Origin of the sequence: Salinimicrobium marinum (assembly GCF_014651535.1) — a bacterium.
GTDB lineage: Bacteria > Bacteroidota > Bacteroidia > Flavobacteriales > Flavobacteriaceae > Salinimicrobium > Salinimicrobium marinum.
Window position 1 is genome coordinate 20,130 of sequence record NZ_BMXB01000008.1, and the last position, 19,368, is coordinate 39,497.

Genomic DNA, 19,368 nt, shown 5'->3' on the forward strand with positions numbered 1-19,368 from the left:
TCGACAAAAACTAAGATGATATGAATTTTCCTTAATGACATTAAGTAGTTCAAAGATGATGGATTTTTATGATTTCCAGGTAAAATTAAGTTTACCGAATGTTTACTTAATGGTAAGCAGTCATAGATGGAAATATGATTAATTTTAAGAAACCCTCAACAGTATAGCCGCCAAAAAAGCTATAATTTGGGGGTGCTCCAGGACTGTAAATATTTTTTTTAATCAAATCTCTTTAAAAGATCAAAGCTTTTATACAAAAATATCTTTCCTTCATCCTTAGCGGAATTGTTATTCTGGGGCTAGTTATAGCATATTTTACCTATACCCCGTTTCAGGAGTTTGCAGATCAAACCTGGCAAATTCTCATGAGTGAAGATCATGACAGAATTCAGGAGTATTTTAAAGATTTTGGCTTCTGGGGACCTGTTGCTATCGTCGTTTTCATTGTGCTTCAAATGTTCCTGCTTATTTTTCCTTCCTGGCTTCCCATTATTATTGCTGTCCTGGCTTATGGATTCTGGTCAGGAGTATTAATTAACCTGGTTGGAATAGGAATCGCTTCTACTCTGGGCTTTTTTATAGGAGATAAACTGGAAGACACCCTCTTCAGGAATTTTATGAGTAAGAAGAAATCAGAAAAAATGAAATTCTGGATCTCCAATTATGGCTTCGGAACTGTGGTATTGTTCAGGATCTCACCTTTCTTTTCCAATGACAGCATTAGTTTTATTGCCGGAATTTTTAATATGAGCTTTAAAAAATTCATGGCGGCCACGTATGCGGGGATGATCCCTTTATCTTTGGCTGTTGGTTATTTTTCCCAGGATTTAGAACGCATGGAAGATGGTTTGTACTGGGTTGGAGGTGTTGGTTTTGTACTGTACGCCATCTATGTGTATATTGATCATAAAAAGCGAAAAAAGAAGAATTGATGAAAAATTTTCAGATAGAAAAGGTTCGGGCGTCCTTTCCCGCACTTCGGATAAAAGATAAGGAGCAGGTTTTTCCGATCTATTTTGATGGTCCCGGCGGAACTCAAATGGCGCAGCCGGCATTAGATCGTATGGTGGAATATATTAGTACAGGCATGGCAAACCTTCACGCCACTTTTCCTACCAGCATCAGGACTGATGAATTACTTGCCGAAGCAAAAGCTGCTGTGGCAGACCTTCTGAATTGCAAAGCTGAAGAAGTGGCTTTCGGACAGAACATGACCAGCCTTGCGTTTCAGGTTTCCAACAGCCTGAAATCTTTAATTCAGGAAGGCGATGAGATTGTGGTGACACAACTGGACCACCGGGCCAATGTAGATCCCTGGATCAGCCTGGCAAAAGAAACCGGGGCTACTGTAAAATTCATTCCTGTCGATAAAGATACCCTTACCCTCGACCTTTCGGGACTTGATAAGATCATTACTTCAAAAACGGCTTTGGTCGCCGCTGGCATGTCTTCCAATTTAACCGGAACAATTTCAGAAGTTGAAAAGATCATTAAAAGGGCAAAAGAAGTAAATGCTTTTACTGTGCTTGATGCCGTACATGCGGTGCCACATTTTAAGGTGGATTTTAAACAATTGGATTGTGATATATTGTTTTGCTCTGCCTACAAATTCTTTGGACCACATTTGGGAATTGCCGTCATAAAAGGAGCGCTATTTCAAAAACTTCCAGTACAAAAACTGGAACCTGCTCCCAATGATATCCCCTACCGCCTTGAAACAGGAACCCAAAACCACGAAGGGATCGCAGGCTTGTGCGGTGCCATTTCTTTTATCGAAAGCCTTGGAGAAGGAGAAAACCGAAAGGAGCGCCTTGCTTCGGGAATGGAAAATATTGAAGCTCATGAACAGTCTCTCATTGCAGAAATGGAAACTTTTTTAACTGAAATTCCTGAAGTAACCTTATATCGAGCCCCGGAAAACGTTGCAAAAACTCCCACTTTTGCGTTTAAAATAGAGTATATTCATTCCAGGGATGCTACCCGCTTCTTTGCCGAAAAATACAATCTTTGCATTGGCGACGGACATTTCTATGCATCAACCATGACAGAAGTATTTGATGTAATGGACAGCGGAGGCTGGATTCGTGTAGGATTCGCACCTTACAATACGCTCGAAGAGATCGATATCTTCAAAAAAGCATTACAGGAATGTATCCGGTTGTTTATTTCAGCTTAAATAAGAGGTATGGGTATAAATACGCTGTAACATTTACAGCAAAACCTTAGAAACATTAAAAAATGAAGGCTACAGACGTTGGCATAAAAGTTCTGGAATTTTTAGCCAAAGCCCTGCTGTCTTTTTTGCTGGTGATGCTGCTGTATTTTGTTGCAGCCGTTATTGGCTCTGTTATTCCGGTGAATACAGCCCAGCCAGAAGATGGAACAATTACCATTTACCTAAGGACCAACGGCATCCATACCGATTTTATTTTTCCGGTAAAGAACGAGATCATGGACTGGCAGGAAGTTATACCTTCAGAAACAATCCTGTCAAAAACGGCAGATTTCGAATACATTTCTTTTGGCTGGGGCGATCTCAAGTTTTACAAAGAAACCAAAGAATGGTCAGATCTACGTTTTCCCGTTGCTTTTCAGGCAGTTTTCCTTGAAAACCCTTCAGCACTGCATGTGACATTTGAGCAGGGGATAAGGATGAACAGGCCTGTTGTTCCGGTAGCTATTACAAAGGAACAGTATAGAAATCTGGTGGAATATGTGCATGCTACTTTTAAGACCGATAACGCCGGAAAAGCAAATCCTGTGGAAGGTCTGCACTATAATCAACACGATGCTTTCTTCCACGCCAATGGTTCGCTGCACTTTTTCTACACCTGTAACACCTGGATCAACGACGGACTCAAATATGCAGACCTCAGAGCTTGTTTGTGGACCCCTCTTGACGAAGGAATATTTTACCAGTACCGGTGATTTATCATTTTTTTACAATTCTTTTTAACTCCTTCAATACAAAACACTTATCTTAAAGGAGCAGTGAAATTACCTGATTTATAACCTCGGAAAACTCCACTGCGGAAATAAGAAAATTAAACCAATAATTATAATTATTACACCTATGAAAACCATTGATAAGATTACTGAAGTTTTAGGATCCGACGCATCTTTGCTGGAGTACAAAAGTGAAAAAATAAGCAAAGACCGATTGATGATCCCGGGGCCACATACGGTGGATTCTTTTGCAGATAGTGACCGGAGTCCGCAGGTTTTAAAGAGTTTGGCCCAACTTTACAACCACGGAGCCCTCGGCGGAACCGGTTATGTAAACATACTGCCAGTCGATCAGGGAATTGAACATAGCGCCGCTTTCTCGTTTTATAAAAACCAGGATTATTTTGATCCCGAAAACATCATTAAACTGGCTATGGAAGCCGGTTGCAACGGAGTCGCCTCCACTTTTGGCGGACTCGCACTGCACGCCAGAAAGTATGCCCATAAAATCCCTTTTATCGTTAAGATCAATCACAATGAACTGCTCACCTACCCTAATAAATACGACCAGATTCCCTTCGGAAGCGTTCGTGAAGCCTGGGATATGGGAGCCACGGCTATAGGAGCGACCATTTACTTCGGATCTGAAGAAAGCACCCGGCAAATTCAGGAGATAGCGGCGGCATTTGAAGAAGCCCATCAGCTGGGGATGGCCACTATTTTATGGTGTTATACGAGAAACAGTCAGTTTAAAACAGATCAGGAAGATTACCACGCCGCAGCCGATCTTACCGGGCAGGCAAACCACATTGGGGTAACGATAAAAGCCGATATCATCAAACAAAAATTACCCACCACCAATTTCGGATACCGGGAAATCGGCTTCGGAAAACAGGATGATGCCATGTACGAAAGTCTGGCTACAGATCATCCAATTGATCTTTGCCGGCTGCAGGTAGCCAACTGTTATATGGGAAAAATCGGATTGATCAACTCCGGGGGAGGCTCGAAGGGAGAGTCTGATGTGAAGAAAGCGGTTAAAACAGCTGTGATCAATAAACGCGCGGGCGGCAGCGGACTCATCATGGGAAGAAAAGCCTTTCAGCGGCCATTTTCCGACGGAGTGGATATTTTAAGAAGTGTTCAGGAAGTATATCTCGAAAAGGAAATTACGGTTGCGTGATTTTAGAAGCAGGCAGTACGCAGTGAATTAGTTGGCAGTTGAAAAGGAAGGATTTCACGCAAAGTTGCAAAGCTTTAAAAACGCCAAGATCGCTAAGCATTCCCAGGAATCTGACCTGCAAGGTTTTTGGAACCTTGTAGGTCTTTTTATGTAATGCGCTACCCCTGAAAGGTTTTAATTTAGTTCGTCACCCTGTCCCGAAGCGTCGGAAGTTTCAGGGTCTTAACATGAGATGCTGAAAATGTACTAAACATGACGTCAGTCAGAAAATAATCAGGCATAAAAAAACCAATGATTCACAAACAGTATTTATTCGTGAAGCCGTGGCAGTACTTAATCAGAAGAACTTTATACAGTTCTTACCTTCAATTCTTTTCGTTTAGGTTTTTCGGTGGTGACGTTGATAGCCTCCCCGTACAAATCAAAGTCGGCAGCATCTGTAATTTTTACATCATAATATTCGGCAGTTTTCAGATATACTGAAGTAGCGTCAATCAGGACTTCATTATCAACATCGGGGGAATCGAATTCTGTTCTTCCGACGAAATAATTTCCTTCTTTTCTGTCGATCACAACTCTGAAAACCTTTCCTATTTTCTGCTGATTCAGTTCCCAGGAAATCTGCGATTGAAGTTCCATAATTTCATTTGCCCGTTCCTGCTTTACTTCCTGAGGCACATCGTCTTCAAGGTTGTACGCATGGGTGTTTTCTTCGTGAGAATAGGTAAAACAACCAAGACGTTCAAAACGCATCTCCTTCACCCATTCCTTCAACTCCTGAAAATGAGCTTCAGTTTCGCCCGGATAACCCACAATAAGTGTGGTCCTGATGGCCATTTCCGGCACCCGGTCTCTGAATTCCTTCAGAAGATTAGTAGTTTTTTCATGCGTGGTTCCGCGGCGCATGGATTTCAGAAGATCATCAGAAATGTGTTGCAACGGAATATCAAGATAATTACAAACCTTCGGCTCCCGCTTCATCACATCAAGCACGTCCAACGGAAAACCTGTCGGGAATGCATAATGCAATCTTATCCATTCGATTCCTTCCACCTTTACCAGGTTTTCAAGAAGTTCGGCCAGATTTCTTTTTTTATAAAGGTCAAGTCCGTAGTAGGTTAGGTCCTGAGCGATCAGGATCAATTCTTTTACTCCGTTGGCAGCAAGCTTTTTCGCTTCCTGTACCAGGTCTTCAATAGGTGTGGACCTGTGTTTTCCACGCATTAAAGGAATAGCACAAAATGAACACGGTCGGTCACAACCTTCTGCTATTTTCAGGTAAGCATAGTTTTTCGGAGTAGTCGTTAAACGCTCCCCGATTAGCTCGTGTTTGTAATTTGCATCAAGAGCCTCCAGTAATCCGGGAAGTTCCGTCGTTCCAAAGTATTGATCAACATCAGGAATTTCCTTTACAAGATCGGGTTTGTAGCGTTCACTAAGGCATCCGGTGACGAAAACCTTGTCCACCTCGCCCTGATTCTTCCGCTCCACATATTCCAAAATGGTGTTTACCGACTGCTCTTTTGCATTATCGATAAAGCCGCAGGTATTGATCACCACGATATTTCCTTCCTGCTCGTGAACTACCTCCTTGTCGTTTGCTTTGAGTTGCCCCATAAGCACCTCACTGTCATAGACGTTCTTGCTACACCCAAGGGTCACTACATTTATCTTATTCTTCTTTAATGTCTTCGTTCTCATATTCCTGCTTCTTTTTTCAGACCTCACAAGGTTTGGAAACCTGCTGGGTCTATTCCCGAACCTATCCGGAAATCGGGTGCAAAGATACGATCTAAAATCAGAACTACCTTAACAACTTAAGCTTGTTTAATTTAGAAAAGTTTCAGGAAATAATTTAAATTCCCGATTATTTGAAAATTCCACCATGAAAATCAGCCGGTTCCTTTATTTCACATTATGCATAATGATTAGTTCTCATAGTATTAGTCAGGAACGGGCGCGGGAGCTTGGCATTGAAATCGGCGTGATCCCTACCGGACAAATGAATGCCATAACGGATGTTTCCGGAGTGAAAGTCGGTCATACCACCCTCATAAAAGGAGATTCAGTAAGGACCGGAGTGACTGCAATTCTTCCCCACGGCGGAAATATTTTTCAGGATAAAGTTCCGGCAGCTGTTTATGTTGGAAATGGCTTCGGAAAACTGTCCGGAAGCACACAGGTAGTTGAACTGGGAAACCTGGAAACCCCGGTGATCCTTACCAATACGCTCAGCGTTCCCACAGCAATGAACGCTGTGATCAATTATACGTTGCACCAGCGGGGAAATGAAAATGTTCGTTCAGTAAACTCCGTGGTGGGAGAAACGAACGACGGATATTTAAATAACATTCGCGGGCAGCACGTACAGGTGGAAGATGTGATTTTAGCTATCGAGAAGGCCTCAAAAACCAATACCGAAGAAGGAAATGTTGGAGCCGGAACCGGCACGGTTGCTTTCGGATTCAAAGGCGGAATCGGTACTTCCTCCCGGCTTCTTCCTGAAGAGCTGGGCGGTTATACGGTGGGCGTACTGGTACAGACCAACTTCGGCGGCGTGTTACAGATTGCCGGCGTGAATGTGGGAAAGCAACTGAAGCAATTCAGTTTCAGCAACAATTTAATGAATAATGTTGACGGTTCCTGTATGATCGTGATAGCAACCGATGCGCCTCTGGACAGCAGAAATCTGGAACGGCTGGCAAAACGTGCTTTTATGGGACTTGCAAAAACCGGCGGCATCGCCTCCAACGGCAGCGGAGATTACGTCATTGCATTTTCTACTGCTGAAAAAGTTCGGATTCCCTACAGGATTGAATCCGATCAGCTACAAAAGGAATTCGTTCCCAATGATCGTATGTCTCCACTATTTATGGCCGCCATCGAAGCTACAGAGGAGGCTATCATCAATTCCCTTTTTATGGCGGAGAGTATGACGGGGTTTAAAGGGAGAACTATTAAGCAATTGCCGGTGGAGGAAGTGCTTTCTCTGCTTGAGAAGTAAATTCCAATTATTCAATCACCAAATTTATGGTGACACACTATTGCTCAATAGAGCTGGTGTCAGCAGAGGTCACGGAATACGACGTCGCCTCTTCTCCGAAAAGGACTTCGACTATTCCTCCAGCGTCGGACTCAGTCTGAGAGCCGTGAGGCTAACGGAATTGGTTGGATAATTAAGAAATTAATAACGTTGTCACGCTAAACCTGCCCGTTTTCAGGGCAGATTAGTCGAAGCGCTGGGGAGCACGATTACTCAAGTGTCGGCAAAGTTTCTAATTTCAGGGGTCGATGAAGGGGTTTAAAATTGGAACTTGAGATTTTACCTTTCTCTCGTCCTCTTCACAAACTCTTCCTGAAGCCTTGCCGTAATTTCGCCTTTTTGAGACGCAAACATTTCTTTGCCTTCTATAGTTACGGAAGAAACTGGAGCTATTTGCGTGGTGGTGCCGGTGAGGAAAATCTCATCCACTTCCTTTAAGCCTGAAACAGGAAAGGCTTCTTCCTTTACCACAATATCCAGGTCGCGGCAGAGTTCCAGAACCACCTTTCGGGTGATGCCGGAGAGGATCTGCCGACCTTCGGGATGGGTGTAGACGGTTTTGTTTTTGACGAAAAAGATCGTGGTGTGTGAACCTTCGGTGAAATGTCCGTTTCGGAATAACAGGTTTTCATCGTATCCGGCAGAGAGAGCAGCATCATTGGCCATCGTGTTTGCCAAAAGTGCAGTAGACTTGATATCACACCTGTGCCATCGGAAATCTTCTGAAGCCATAACTTTCCAATGCCTGTCCTCAAAATCCGCCAGATTCACCTGGAAAGCGTACAGTAAAAGCGTCGGCTTTATCTCTTGCGGAATAAAATGAGAACGCGGCGCCATACCACGGGAGATTTGCAGATAAACAGCGGCGTCTTCTTTAGAAAAAGTGGATCGTTCCACCGCTTCCAGCATGAAGTCGTGCAGGGCGGAAATATCAAAATCGATGTTCATTTGCTGCAGGCAATATTTCACACGCGCCACATGGTCTTCTATTCGAAATGGTTTGCCGTTGTAAAATGGTGTCACCTCATAGATCCCATCTGCAAACATAAAAGAACGATCAAATACAGAAACGGTGGCTTCCTGCGATGGCATCCATTGGTCGTTCAGGTAAACTTCCACTGGATATTTCTTTTTGGTTTTCATGGATGATTGGAAGTAGCTTTATAATGTATTTTTTGAACTGTCTTCGGTTTGCAGGATTGTTCAATTTATTTCTGAAACCCTGCTTCTGGATGTTGTCCAAATATACATTTTCAGATAGGATAGAAATCGGATTTTTCTCAAAAATTATAGGGCACCGGATTATTCCTTCAATTCTAATTGATAAAAAAAAGCCTTCCGAATCGTACGGAAGGCTTTATCAAAGAAGAATGAAAAATTCTAATATGCCCTTTTTACAATCTCCTGAACATCATCTGGGGTTAGGGACTGGTGTTCTCCAAGCCCGGTCCAGCCTCTCTCTTTGAATCGTTTGGAGATCTCTTCTGCTGTGCCGTGGTAATCCCTGGTGTAGGCAGATAATTTTGTATCGATACCCATCAGATTAAAAAACTCCTCGGTCTTCTCAATGGCCGCGGAAGCTTTGTGATCCAGCGAACCTTCGGTGATGTTCCATACTCTTTCTGCGTACTGCGCCAGTTTCTCTTTCTTGGTTTCGAAATTGAATTTGTAATGGCTTGGCGTGATGACTGCAAGGGTTCTGGCGTGGTCGATTCCGTAAAGGGCTGTTAGCTCATGCCCCATCGCATGCACCGCCCAGTCTGTAGGCACACCTTTTTGAATAAGTCCGTTGAGGGCCATGGTGCAACTCCACATAAAGTTGGAAGCCGCAACATGATCTGTAGGATCATCCAGGACTTTTGGTCCGACTTCGATGAGGGTCTGAAGAATGCTTTCAGCAAACCTGTCCTGCAAAATGGCTCCGCTGGGATAGGTCATGTACTGTTCCAGCACGTGGGTGAAAGCATCGGTTATTCCATTAACCAGTTGTCGGGAAGGAACCGACTGGATCACCTGCGGATCTAAAATGGAAAACAACGGAAATAATCCCGTGCCGCCCATTCCGAGTTTTTCTTTGGTCTCGGCGCGGGTAATTACTGCTCCGGAATTCATTTCTGATCCGGTTGCAGGCAACGTAAGTACGGTTCCGAAAGGCATTGCTTTGGTGGTTGGAATTTTCTGCGCAAGAATGTCCCACGGAGTTTCACCTTCATATTCGGCGGCAGAGGATAAAAATTTGGTTCCATCAATGACAGATCCTCCTCCTACAGCCAGCAGAAACGTAATGTTTTTGTCCCTGATAACCTTCAGGGCATCCATTAATACGGAATATTCAGGGTTGGCAGGAATTCCGCCGAACTCCACCACTTCATATCCTGAAAGTGCCTCTTTTACCTGCTCATAAATGCCGTTCCGAATAATGCTTCCGCCTCCATATAACATCAGGATTTTAGCATTTTCAGGAATTTCCTGGCTCAGCTTTTCTATTTGTCCTTTTCCAAAAATGATTTTGGTTGGATTCTTGAATTCAAAATTCTTCATGAAATACTATTAGTTGATTACAGTTACCAGGTCTTCTTTACTTTTCCTGACCTTCACAAGTCCGGCCAGCCAGTCATTTTCGGTATCGCGGTAACCAAGCGGAAGGATCACACAGCTCTTCAGGCCTTTTCCCCGAAGATTAAGGATCTCATCCAGGGCAGCTTCATCAAAACCTTCCATAGGCGTGCTGTCCACTCCTTCAAAAGCAGCGGCAGCAATGGCCTGTGAAAAAGCAATGTATGCCTGCCTCGCAGCATGGTTAAAATTCTCTTCGGCTTCGCGCTGCGGATAATGACTCAATAATTTCTGACGGTAATTTTCAAAACCTTCACTTTTAAAGCCTCTTTTTTCATTGGTCAGATCAAACACCTTGTTGATGCGTTCTTGGGTATAGGTATCCCAGGCCGCAAAAACCAAGAGATGCGAACAATCGGTCACTACCGACTGGTCCCAGGCAATGGCCCTGATCTTTTTCTTGATCTCCGGATTGGTCACTACCAAAATTTCGAAGGGTTGTAATCCGCTGGAAGTTGGTGCAAGGGAAGCCGCTTCCAGAATGGCATCGATCTTTTCCTGTGGCACTTTTTCGCCGTTCATGGCTTTGGTGGCGTAACGCCAGTTGAGTTTATCTAATAATTCCATAGTTCTGATATTTAAATATTAATGAATGTTCATTCTTTTTTATAGAGAAAAAAATTTTCGTTTTAAATAATCTTAAAAATTAAAGTTTAATGCTGTCCCAGGCTGCCACGTAGGCTTTTTCCAGAGCTTGTTCATCCACTTTACACAGCCCGCCGTTCTCAATGTTCATGAGGAAGGTGATCGGGTAAATAGTGAAGGCATATAAAACGAATGGGGAAAGGGGTTTCAGGATGCCTTCTTTTTTTCCGCGTTCCCAGAGTTCCACGAGTGGCTCCAGGTGTTTTAGGCCCTGCTGCCTGCTTTCTTCATCGATCATGGGGGTATTGTCACATTGTGAAAGGAACAGCGCATGGTCCACTTCTCTAAGCTTGAATGTGGCAATATTCATCCATATCTTCTGAAAACCTTCTTCCACGCTCATCCCCGGATCGTAATCTTTAAAAGCAAAACTGCTGAACTCCGCTTTCACCTCCATGTACACCTGATTCGCCAGATCCTGTTTATTTTTGAAATAGAGGTAAATGGTAGCAGGGGAAACATTGGCCATTTTAGCGATCTTAGACATGGGAGTAGCATGGAAACCGTTGTTGTTTACCAGGCATATCGTTGCTTTTACTAAAGCATCTCTCTTTATCTGACTTTTGGAAATCGCCTTCATGAATTTATTTAAAATGCAAAGATATAAAAAAAGAATGAACGTTCATTTTTACAAATGATTAATTAGTTCCATGCTACCATTAAGGAATATTATCATCTCCTGTTAGCGATAACTGAGGTAGCTCTCATGTTTGAAAAATCCGGACTGAATACCTCATGTCTTAAAGGAAAATCATTCGTAAGGAACTGAATTGCCTTTTGTGCATTGTCTTCCTTCTTGAAATACATGACGGAATCCCTTTTAATGTGATTCTCAGTTAATACAAATATTTGGAAGGAGTTGAATTCTTCGCTTAAATCGGGTTTAGCAGCTGAGAAAAAGGCAAATTTCTGACTCTTTTTAAATTTTAAGATTGAAACCACAGGCCGGTTGTGCAGGTATATCTTCCTCTTAAAAATGGTGGTTCCAAGAAAGAATTTTCCTTTATACAATTTATTACCTTTTTTGATCAGTCCTTTTTTAGAGAATGCCAGGGAAATAAACATCAGGAAAAGAAATAAAATGCCTGAAAAGAAGATATACCCCCTCCAATTTAACTGAGAGTCAATAAAGAAAAGAGCAATTAAGAATAAAAGTGGCGGAAGGGAAAACCCGATAAGGATTATCTTCTGGTGAAGAGAAAAACCTGCTTCAGAAATAAGTTTTTGTGCTTTCATCTTTTCTTGGGCTCAAATTTCAACTTAAAGATATTGCTACTCGATTTCAATTATTTCGTACACCTCAGCCATTCCGGGAAGTTCTTCTTCTGAAATCTTGATTTCCATTGGAAAAGTCTTTGGAAGAAATTTTCCCAGGTTTATAACCGAATGTATCGGCAAATCAATTTGATCAGTTACATACATTTCATAGATTAAATTTCGCAAATCACTTTCTTCATCAATTTTAACCAATCTTAATTTGAAATAGTCATAACCTTTGATCTCTTTTCTATCATTTCTATCTTCTGAAATTTCATACACATTGTTTCCAGCAAAAAGATCATATTTGTCATAATTAATAGATTTCGATCTATCGTAATAGTTGAGGATTCCAGTATTTTTCAATATCATCAAATAATCGCCAATCATTTCCCCTTTTAGTTTTTTGTACCTCCAAACAGAATCGTTTTGAACCTCAACATAGATTTCCGTATCTGGTGATTGAGTTAGAAAATCGGTCATTTGAAGCTCCTTGAGCTGCTTGTTCATCAAAGAATCTTTTCCATTTGGATTGACCATTGCATCAATTAAAGAATCATGCTTTCTTTCTAAGTTTGAGATTCCATTTTGGGAAGCCACCATTGACTTCTTAAAGACAAAATTTGTTGGTTCAGAGGTGTTTTGAGCTGTAATAAATGATGATGAAAAAACCATCAGGAATAGAAATATCGGAAAGGAATTCAGGTGCTTCATGATTAAGGTTAGTTAGGAGTTCATAATTGATGTTACCACGGTTGTTCTTATGGTATAAATTCGTAAAAGTCAAAACCTGTAGAGCCTCCTGAATTGTATATCCCGCCACCTCCAATATAAGCTTTGCCGTTTATTGAAAAGGAAAAATGTCCACCTCTATCAATATGACCTATATCATCTACTTGTGTCCAGGAATCCAAATTAGGGTCATACCTCCAGGAATCTTTCATGTTCCCCCAACCTGTTGGTGTTCCTCCTGTGACATAGCCATATCCATTTAAAACAAAGGAGGCTGTGTATCTTCTTGAATCATTAAAATCTGCAATCCTTATCCATTCATCAGTCTTTGGGTGATAAGACCAGTAATCCACCATTCCGGTATTTGTTGCTCCATTCCCAACATATGCAATCCCATTAATTGTAAAAGTTGATGTCTCTGTTCTTAATGCATTGGCTTGATAAGTAAAATCAGCTATTTGCGACCAGCTGTCAGTTGTTGGTGAATATTTATAAAAATCTCCATAATTTATACTTGTGTAGGGATCAAAGTCTGCTCCCATTCCAATATATATATCTCCGTTTATTGAAAAATGTGTTGGATAATCCCGCCTTGCACCAGGAAAGGAAGCCATCTGATTCCATTGGTAAGTTCCCGGGTCAAATTCCCAAAAGCCATTCTCGGATTCAGCATCATAGAGATAGAATTTACTGCCGTTTGAAACCGAAACACCACTCCATTTAAATGAGAAGGGAATTGCAGATTTTTTCCAGCTAAAATCCTTCGGATTAAATTCCCATAAATAGGAGCTGGGTCTTTCACTAAAATCGCCAGCAGACGGCGCAATTACAAAAGCTTTATTACCGGCAACCACAGCATTATTCATAGACCTGTGAAATCTAAACGGCAAATTATCAGATACCATAACCCATTTATCCAGAATATTCAGTTCAATTTCATATTCTGTAACTAAATCTAAGAGTTGTATTTTCACCACGGCTTTTCTTCTTGGAAAAGGACCCAGCGGTACTTTGGTATTGATACTTTTAGTATCTCCAGAGGTAACTTCTGCGTTAACTTCCTCTATGGTAATTTTATTCTTTTCTAAAACAGGATGAAAAAAAGCACCCTTAATGGTAATCTCCTGATTGGCAAATACATCTTGTGGAACAAAAGAGATTTCAGGTTGAGTTAGCTGAAAGTTGTATTTAAAAACTACTTCCTGAAGTTGTGCAATGACTTTAATCGGCTCCGAACTGCTCTCCAAGTCGTCTGGCACTAATACTTTTAGAATGTTTCTGTCAGCATAAGTGATTGTTGCTTCTATGTTTCCAAAATAGACTTTATTTCTGGTTTTTTCGATATCAAAGTTTTTGCCCGTAATCGTTAGTTCATCCCGAAATGTGGCATTTAAGGGAGAAACAGAACTTATTTCAGGCTCCAGCAACCGGAATGGAGTATCAGAAACTACCGTTTGCAGTTGAGCATTTATAGAAATTGACTCAGAAGTATTTTGAATGTTTTCAGGAACCAATACCTTTACCACCTCTCTGTTTGATTCTATAACATTAGCGCCGGTATTACCAAAAAACACCTTGTTTCTAGAGTTTACCAGATCGAAGTGATTTCCTGTAATAGAGAGCGTGTCACCAATCAACCCGGCAATGGGATCAATAATTTCAATTGAAGGTTTAAAAAGTGTAAAGGAAGAGTAGAAACCTATCCTGTTGTCAATTCTTACTATTATATCATTAACAACACCACTGATATTCCCGGGAACCTTACATTCAATCAGCGTATCGTTTAATGAAATTACTTGTCCCTTGATATTTGAAAAATAAACATCGGTGGAATATTTACTGTCTGTAAAGTAATTTCCGTAGATCTTAAGAGTATCTGCAATATGGCCAAAATCATTTGAAATAGAATCTACTTCCGGGGCGACACTGCCATCTGAGATAAAGCTATTATAATTACCGTAGAACGATTCACCGGCTGATGTTACAAAAACTCTGTAATAATATTTTACGTTCTCGTCTATGCCGTTCGTAAGAAAAAATTCCAGCTCACCATTTGATGTAGGTTCTGTGTAAAGCCTGGTTTTACTATTAAAAAGGTTATCTACTGAATATTCAAACCCTGCTTCTGAAATAACTTTTCCATTGGATGTATAGGTTCCTGATAAATGAACACCTCCTTTTGTTCCAATAAGTGCATTTGAAGTTTCAAATATAGGTTCCACCTCTTGAGGATCAACCTCGTCCTCATCTGTACTACAGGAAATAAACATGGATATAAAGATGATAGCAAGTATTCGGAATTTACTAATTTTCATATTCTTATGGTGATGTGCGATAAGTCATTGAGGTGAAGTTGGGGATGAATAATTATTAATTAATGAAATTTAGAATTACTCAAAAATGGCATTTTAAGAGGTATTTCGCGATTTGTGTCATTAATTATAAGATAAAGTTTTTATTTAATTTTTAATTTATGTCTCATTTTTATTATTTGTTCATCTACAGATGAATCTCCAATCTCTACTGCTTCCAAATATTTCTCTAAGTAACTTTCAATTACCACATCAATAGTAAATAAAAATCCATTATTTCCAGTTTTAGGTATCGAAAATTTAATATGTTCAGTGTTTTCAATTTTCAACTCCTTTACATTCTGATTTATAACTAATAATTCTCCTTAAAGTACTATTACAGGTCTATAATAAGCTCCGAAAATTAGTTTATCAAGTTCAATTAACGTTTTTTATGAATCTTGGTTGTATTTTATATACTTGAATAGTGAATCAATAGCCTCGTGTTTTAAATCTGGATAAGTAGCAATCCAACCATTATTAATTGTTTTAGTAAGTTTTTGGACTCTTTGGAAACTACAATATTGAGTAGAATTTACGTGAAGCTTGTTTTGGAGCATTTCGAATTGAGCATTGCTTAATATTTCTCTAAAATGCTCATTGAAATCATTATAATTTAAACCAGCTATAATACTTGGAAATTTTTCTTTTTTTTCAAAAAAAAGCAATTGGTTCTTTATTATTCATACACTCAATTATTAAAGAGGAGTGTATAAAATCCATCTCGCTATCAAAATCACCTGACATAGAATATCCAAGAATATCTATTTCACGTTCCTTATCTGTATGAGAGTCAACGTATCTATCGTTAGGTATTGTATACCACTTTCTTTTCTGTAGAATTTTATTGGCTCTGTCTTCAAGTAGATATCCAGAATCCTTTATAGCTTCTTCATTTTCTTTTTTGATATAGTGCTCAATTTTTTGAGATTTTACCTAATTCGTTATACCACAACAAAATTTTTGGATATCCTTTATTTCAAAAGGATAACTACATCTTTTGCCGTGTCAGTAAACCTACTAAAATTTTGTTAAATAAAATTACGTGTAAACGTAAAGAAGCGCACAGCTTATCAACAAAGTACTGTGAATAAAGTTTTTACAGATAAGGTTCTAAAGAAAATATACCTCTCGTTAAACTTTTTAGAAAGGTAGCCAGGGAAGGAACTTTTCTATACTTCAGAAGAAAATTAATTCCCCACCTGCTGTTGAATCCAGTGAGTCCATTGGGTTTCGTAGATGCGCATCAGGATAATGACAGCGGCACCCACGGCTACAAAAAACCAGGAATAATTTTCCTTTTTCACCATTATTCCGGAGACAACAGCGAGGATCAGAAAGGGTAAGGCCAGCACTAAATTTGGGATGGGCCAGCCCCCACTTAATATTACAAACAGCTTTAATCCTACAAAAAAGATACTGTAGAACAAAATGATCTTTGTAATGATGATCAGGTTTCTTTGGGACATATTAGTTGTAGGTTTCCGGGGCTATTCTTTGGCGGGATGCTTTCTCAAAAGCAGCACCGAGCTGAAGCAGCTTATCTTCTTCAAAAGGTCTGGCGATGAAAGTGGCATTTTTAGGCTCTCCCGTCTTCTGGTAACCCATAGGCACCGTAAGCGCAGGATATTTTGCCACGGCAGCATAACCGGCGTGATAGTTATTGATGGAAAGCACCACATCGAGCTTATGCTCGTCCATAGGCTCGTCAAAAAATCTTCTTCCGTTTTCCTGAAGCCGGATTTTTAACGCTTCCAGTTCTTCTACGGTCGTAGTGTCGCGTACAATTCCTTCAAAAAGTGCCTGACCATACGGAGCACGGGTTAAACTGTCTCCCAAGTTAAAACCTACAATGTCTTTTACATCCCGCACTTCAAGATCCTCATCTCCTGCGGTAGCGATATAATTTGGCAGATCCTGTTTCATATCCACATCAAGCAAGGTGGCAAAGCCTTCCATAGACACCTGCGGCGGATCGAATTCGATCACGGTCGCACCTGCAGTCCGCATTTGCTCCACAGCTGCATTGTACAATGAATCCTGAAGTAATTCTTTGATCACCCCTACTCTTTTCCCTTCTAAACTCGCCTCCTGCAGCCCGTGGAAATAATCTTTATCACTGGCCACAGAGGCTTTATCCTGCCTGTCCTCGCCAATCATTGCCTGCAGGAAAATAGCATTATCGATCACCGACTTTGTCATTGGCCCGGGAGTATCCAGCGTGCTGGAAATTGGTACAATTCCGGTGCGACTGAGTAAGCCAACAGTCGGTTTTAATCCGACTACAGAATTCTGACTGGAAGGAGAGATGATAGAGCCCGAAGTTTCGGTTCCCACGGCGGCCACCGCATAATTTGCAGCCACGGCTACGCCACTTCCAGAACTGGAACCTCCGGTTTCAAATTCTTTTCTTCCGTAGGGATTCAGGGTTTGTCCGCCGACAGCACTGTAGCCAAGCGGACAGCCGCTACAGAAATAATACGCCCATTCGCTTAGATTTACTTTTCCGAGGATCAACGCATTGTTCTGCTGCAGCCTGTCAACGATAAAAGCGCTTGCCTGCGGCTGATTTTCAGCAAAAGCAATGGCTCCGGCTGTAGTGTTCATTCCGGAAACATCAATATTATCTTTTAGCAGCACCGGCATTCCGTAGATGGAATACACGTCTGTGCCTTCAGTTCCTTTTTCATCTAACGCTCTCGCCTGGTCTACCACTTCAGGGCTTAAAGCAATCACGGCATTCAGCGAAAGATCGTTGTCACTTTCAAACTTCCGGATGCGGTAAATGTAAAACAGGGTAAGATCTGTATAGGTAAGATTTCCGTTTTTGATGCTTTGCTGAAGCGTGGGAATATCCTGTTCCAGGATAAGAGGCTTCAGCTGATGGTATTTTTCTTCAGAAAATTCGGCTAAATCTGCCTCAAACGAATTCCAAATGGTGTTCTTATCGAGAAACTTTGAGTTGATCAATTTAAACTGAAGTCGTTCATTTTCATTTAATGCCTGTTCTTCCAGCTCGGCAGTTTCATCGTAAGGTTCCCAGACTACGGCCGGCTCCAATGGTTTTTCTTCCGAAGTTTTACAGGATACTATCAACAAACAGAGTACGGGAAGGAGGAAAAATCTCTTCATGAACGGAAACTGAATTTAATTTGCTTTAAAAAAGGAATCTACAAATTCGTATTTATTGAATACCTGAAGGTCTTCAATCCCTTCACCAACGCCAATATATTTCACCGGCACCTGGAACTGATCACTGATCCCAATCACTACACCACCTTTGGCAGTTCCGTCGAGTTTGGTCACTGCAAGGGAAGTCACTTCGGTAGCCGCAGTAAACTGCTTTGCCTGCTCAAAAGCATTTTGTCCTGTAGAGCCGTCCAGCACTAATAAAACTTCGTGAGGCGCATCGTCCACCACCTTTTGCATTACCCGTTTGATTTTGGTAAGCTCGTTCATTAAGTTCACCTTATTGTGAAGGCGCCCGGCAGTATCGATGATCACCACATCTGCATCCTGTTTTACAGCACTCTGAATACTGTCAAAAGCCACTGAAGCAGGATCACTTCCCATTTGCTGTTTTACGATGGGAACATCTACCCTATCAGCCCAAACCTGCAGCTGATCTATGGCTGCCGCCCTAAAGGTATCGGCTGCGCCAAGAACCACTTTTTTACCATTTTTCTTAAACTGGTACGCCAGTTTTCCAATGGTAGTGGTTTTCCCAACCCCGTTTACGCCCACAACCATGATCACATACGGCTTTTTCTCGGCAGGTACATAAAAGTCGGTTGCTTCGCCTGAATTGGTTTGGGCTAGCAGCGCTGCAATCTCTTCCCGCAGGATCTTATTCAGTTCGTCGGTGCCCAGGTAGCGGTCCTTTGCAACCCTGGCTTCGATTCGGTTTATAATTTTTACGGTGGTCGTAACGCCTACATCACTTGCCACCAGTACATTTTCCAGATCATCAAGAACTTCATCATCCACTTTAGACTTACCGGCTACAGCTTTACCCAGTTCTGAAAAGAAATTCTTTTTAGATTTTTCTAATCCTTTGTCTAAAGTCTCCTTTTTCTCTTTGGAAAAAATTTTCTTGAATAAACTCATTTTCTATTTGCTATTGAAATTGATCAAATCTTGAGAAGCTATTGTGTAGCTCTTACGCGTGTAAATATACACAAAAAGAAAAAGCCGTCCCGATTTGTCATCGAGACGGCTCATAAAATATTTTATTGAAATAACTTATTTTTTATTCAAAAAGTCATTTACTGCTTCTGGAGCCATAATTTGTTCCACAAAAGTATAGGCGCCGCTCTTAGGAGATTTTACCATTTTAATAGCTTTGGTTAATCTCTTTGATCCTGTCTGTAATGATGCTACTGATTTCTTTGCCATGACTTATTATTTTATTTCTTTATGAACCGTCATTTTCTTTAGGATAGGGTTGAATTTCTTCAACTCCATTCTATCTGGCGTGTTCTTTTTGTTTTTTGTAGTGATGTATCTTGATGTACCAGGTTTTCCAGTCGCTTTATGCTCTGTACATTCTAAAATTACCTGAACTCTATTACCTTTCTTTGCCATTTTACCGCGTC

General features: G+C 41.0%; 19 protein-coding genes. 5 read left to right on the plus strand and 14 right to left on the minus strand.

Features of this window, described 5'->3' with window-relative positions; translation table 11 throughout:
* The first annotated feature begins 365 nt into the window (after positions 1-365).
* From IE056_RS10720 to IE056_RS10735, 4 genes are all read left to right on the plus strand, one after another.
* Entirely contained in the window at positions 366-932 is a 567-nt protein-coding gene (locus IE056_RS10720; protein ID WP_189604718.1) for a TVP38/TMEM64 family protein, read from the plus strand.
* Complete coding sequence (locus IE056_RS10725; protein ID WP_189604719.1) at positions 932-2,176, plus strand: cysteine desulfurase-like protein; 1,245 nt, start codon at positions 932-934, stop codon at positions 2,174-2,176. The genes IE056_RS10720 and IE056_RS10725 overlap by 1 nt, the downstream gene beginning before the upstream one ends.
* 62 nt (positions 2,177-2,238) lie before the next feature.
* Positions 2,239-2,928 (plus strand): TIGR02117 family protein, encoded by a 690-nt coding sequence (locus tag IE056_RS10730; protein ID WP_189604720.1) that lies wholly within the window; start codon positions 2,239-2,241, stop codon positions 2,926-2,928.
* A 145-nt stretch (positions 2,929-3,073) separates the two neighbouring features.
* Positions 3,074-4,129: a class I fructose-bisphosphate aldolase gene (locus tag IE056_RS10735; protein WP_189604721.1), complete on the plus strand. Its 1,056-nt coding sequence runs from the start codon at positions 3,074-3,076 to the stop codon at positions 4,127-4,129.
* 348 nt (positions 4,130-4,477) lie between these two features.
* On the opposite strand, the gene rimO is transcribed toward IE056_RS10735, so the two are convergent.
* On the minus strand, positions 4,478-5,830 hold the full coding sequence (rimO, locus tag IE056_RS10740; protein ID WP_189604722.1) for a 30S ribosomal protein S12 methylthiotransferase RimO: 1,353 nt from the start codon (positions 5,828-5,830) through the stop codon (positions 4,478-4,480).
* 223 nt (positions 5,831-6,053) lie between these two features.
* Between rimO and IE056_RS10745 the strand changes: the two genes are divergently transcribed.
* The gene (locus tag IE056_RS10745) at positions 6,054-7,133 is read left to right on the plus strand and encodes a DmpA family aminopeptidase (RefSeq protein ID WP_229793731.1); all 1,080 of its coding nucleotides are present in this window, start codon (positions 6,054-6,056) and stop codon (positions 7,131-7,133) included.
* 318 nt (positions 7,134-7,451) lie between these two features.
* On the opposite strand, the gene IE056_RS10750 is transcribed toward IE056_RS10745, so the two are convergent.
* The 13 genes from IE056_RS10750 to rpmG form a co-directional block, all read right to left on the minus strand.
* Positions 7,452-8,315 (minus strand): aminotransferase class IV, encoded by an 864-nt coding sequence (locus IE056_RS10750; RefSeq protein ID WP_189604724.1) that lies wholly within the window; start codon positions 8,313-8,315, stop codon positions 7,452-7,454.
* A 237-nt stretch (positions 8,316-8,552) separates the two neighbouring features.
* The gene (locus IE056_RS10755) at positions 8,553-9,713 is read right to left on the minus strand and encodes an iron-containing alcohol dehydrogenase (RefSeq protein ID WP_189604725.1); all 1,161 of its coding nucleotides are present in this window, start codon (positions 9,711-9,713) and stop codon (positions 8,553-8,555) included.
* A 9-nt stretch (positions 9,714-9,722) separates the two neighbouring features.
* Positions 9,723-10,355: a nitroreductase family protein gene (locus IE056_RS10760; protein WP_189604726.1), complete on the minus strand. Its 633-nt coding sequence runs from the start codon at positions 10,353-10,355 to the stop codon at positions 9,723-9,725.
* 79 nt (positions 10,356-10,434) lie between these two features.
* A complete protein-coding gene (locus tag IE056_RS10765; protein ID WP_189604727.1) occupies positions 10,435-11,013 on the minus strand; it encodes a TetR/AcrR family transcriptional regulator in 579 nt (192 codons plus the stop codon).
* A gap of 92 nt (positions 11,014-11,105) precedes the next feature.
* Positions 11,106-11,669, minus strand: a complete 564-nt coding sequence (locus IE056_RS10770; RefSeq protein ID WP_189604728.1) for a hypothetical protein — start codon at positions 11,667-11,669, stop codon at positions 11,106-11,108.
* Positions 11,670-11,705: 36 nt separating this feature from the next.
* Positions 11,706-12,404 carry a hypothetical protein gene (locus IE056_RS10775; protein WP_189604729.1) on the minus strand — a complete coding sequence of 233 codons (699 nt, stop codon included), beginning with the start codon at positions 12,402-12,404 and terminating at the stop codon, positions 11,706-11,708.
* A 47-nt stretch (positions 12,405-12,451) separates the two neighbouring features.
* Positions 12,452-14,737 (minus strand): IPT/TIG domain-containing protein, encoded by a 2,286-nt coding sequence (locus IE056_RS10780; RefSeq protein ID WP_189604730.1) that lies wholly within the window; start codon positions 14,735-14,737, stop codon positions 12,452-12,454.
* Positions 14,738-14,877: 140 nt separating this feature from the next.
* Positions 14,878-15,063, minus strand: a complete 186-nt coding sequence (locus tag IE056_RS10785; protein WP_189604731.1) for a hypothetical protein — start codon at positions 15,061-15,063, stop codon at positions 14,878-14,880.
* 900 nt (positions 15,064-15,963) lie between these two features.
* The gene (locus tag IE056_RS10790) at positions 15,964-16,242 is read right to left on the minus strand and encodes a hypothetical protein (protein WP_189604732.1); all 279 of its coding nucleotides are present in this window, start codon (positions 16,240-16,242) and stop codon (positions 15,964-15,966) included.
* A 1-nt stretch (position 16,243) separates the two neighbouring features.
* Positions 16,244-17,905: an amidase family protein gene (locus IE056_RS10795; protein ID WP_189604733.1), complete on the minus strand. Its 1,662-nt coding sequence runs from the start codon at positions 17,903-17,905 to the stop codon at positions 16,244-16,246.
* Positions 17,906-17,920: 15 nt separating this feature from the next.
* Positions 17,921-18,880: a signal recognition particle-docking protein FtsY gene (gene ftsY / locus IE056_RS10800; RefSeq protein WP_189604734.1), complete on the minus strand. Its 960-nt coding sequence runs from the start codon at positions 18,878-18,880 to the stop codon at positions 17,921-17,923.
* Positions 18,881-19,015: 135 nt separating this feature from the next.
* A complete protein-coding gene (locus tag IE056_RS10805; RefSeq protein WP_189604735.1) occupies positions 19,016-19,168 on the minus strand; it encodes a DUF4295 domain-containing protein in 153 nt (50 codons plus the stop codon).
* Positions 19,169-19,174: 6 nt separating this feature from the next.
* Positions 19,175-19,357 carry a 50S ribosomal protein L33 gene (gene rpmG / locus IE056_RS10810; protein WP_029034962.1) on the minus strand — a complete coding sequence of 61 codons (183 nt, stop codon included), beginning with the start codon at positions 19,355-19,357 and terminating at the stop codon, positions 19,175-19,177.
* Between the last annotated feature and the right edge of the window lie 11 nt (positions 19,358-19,368).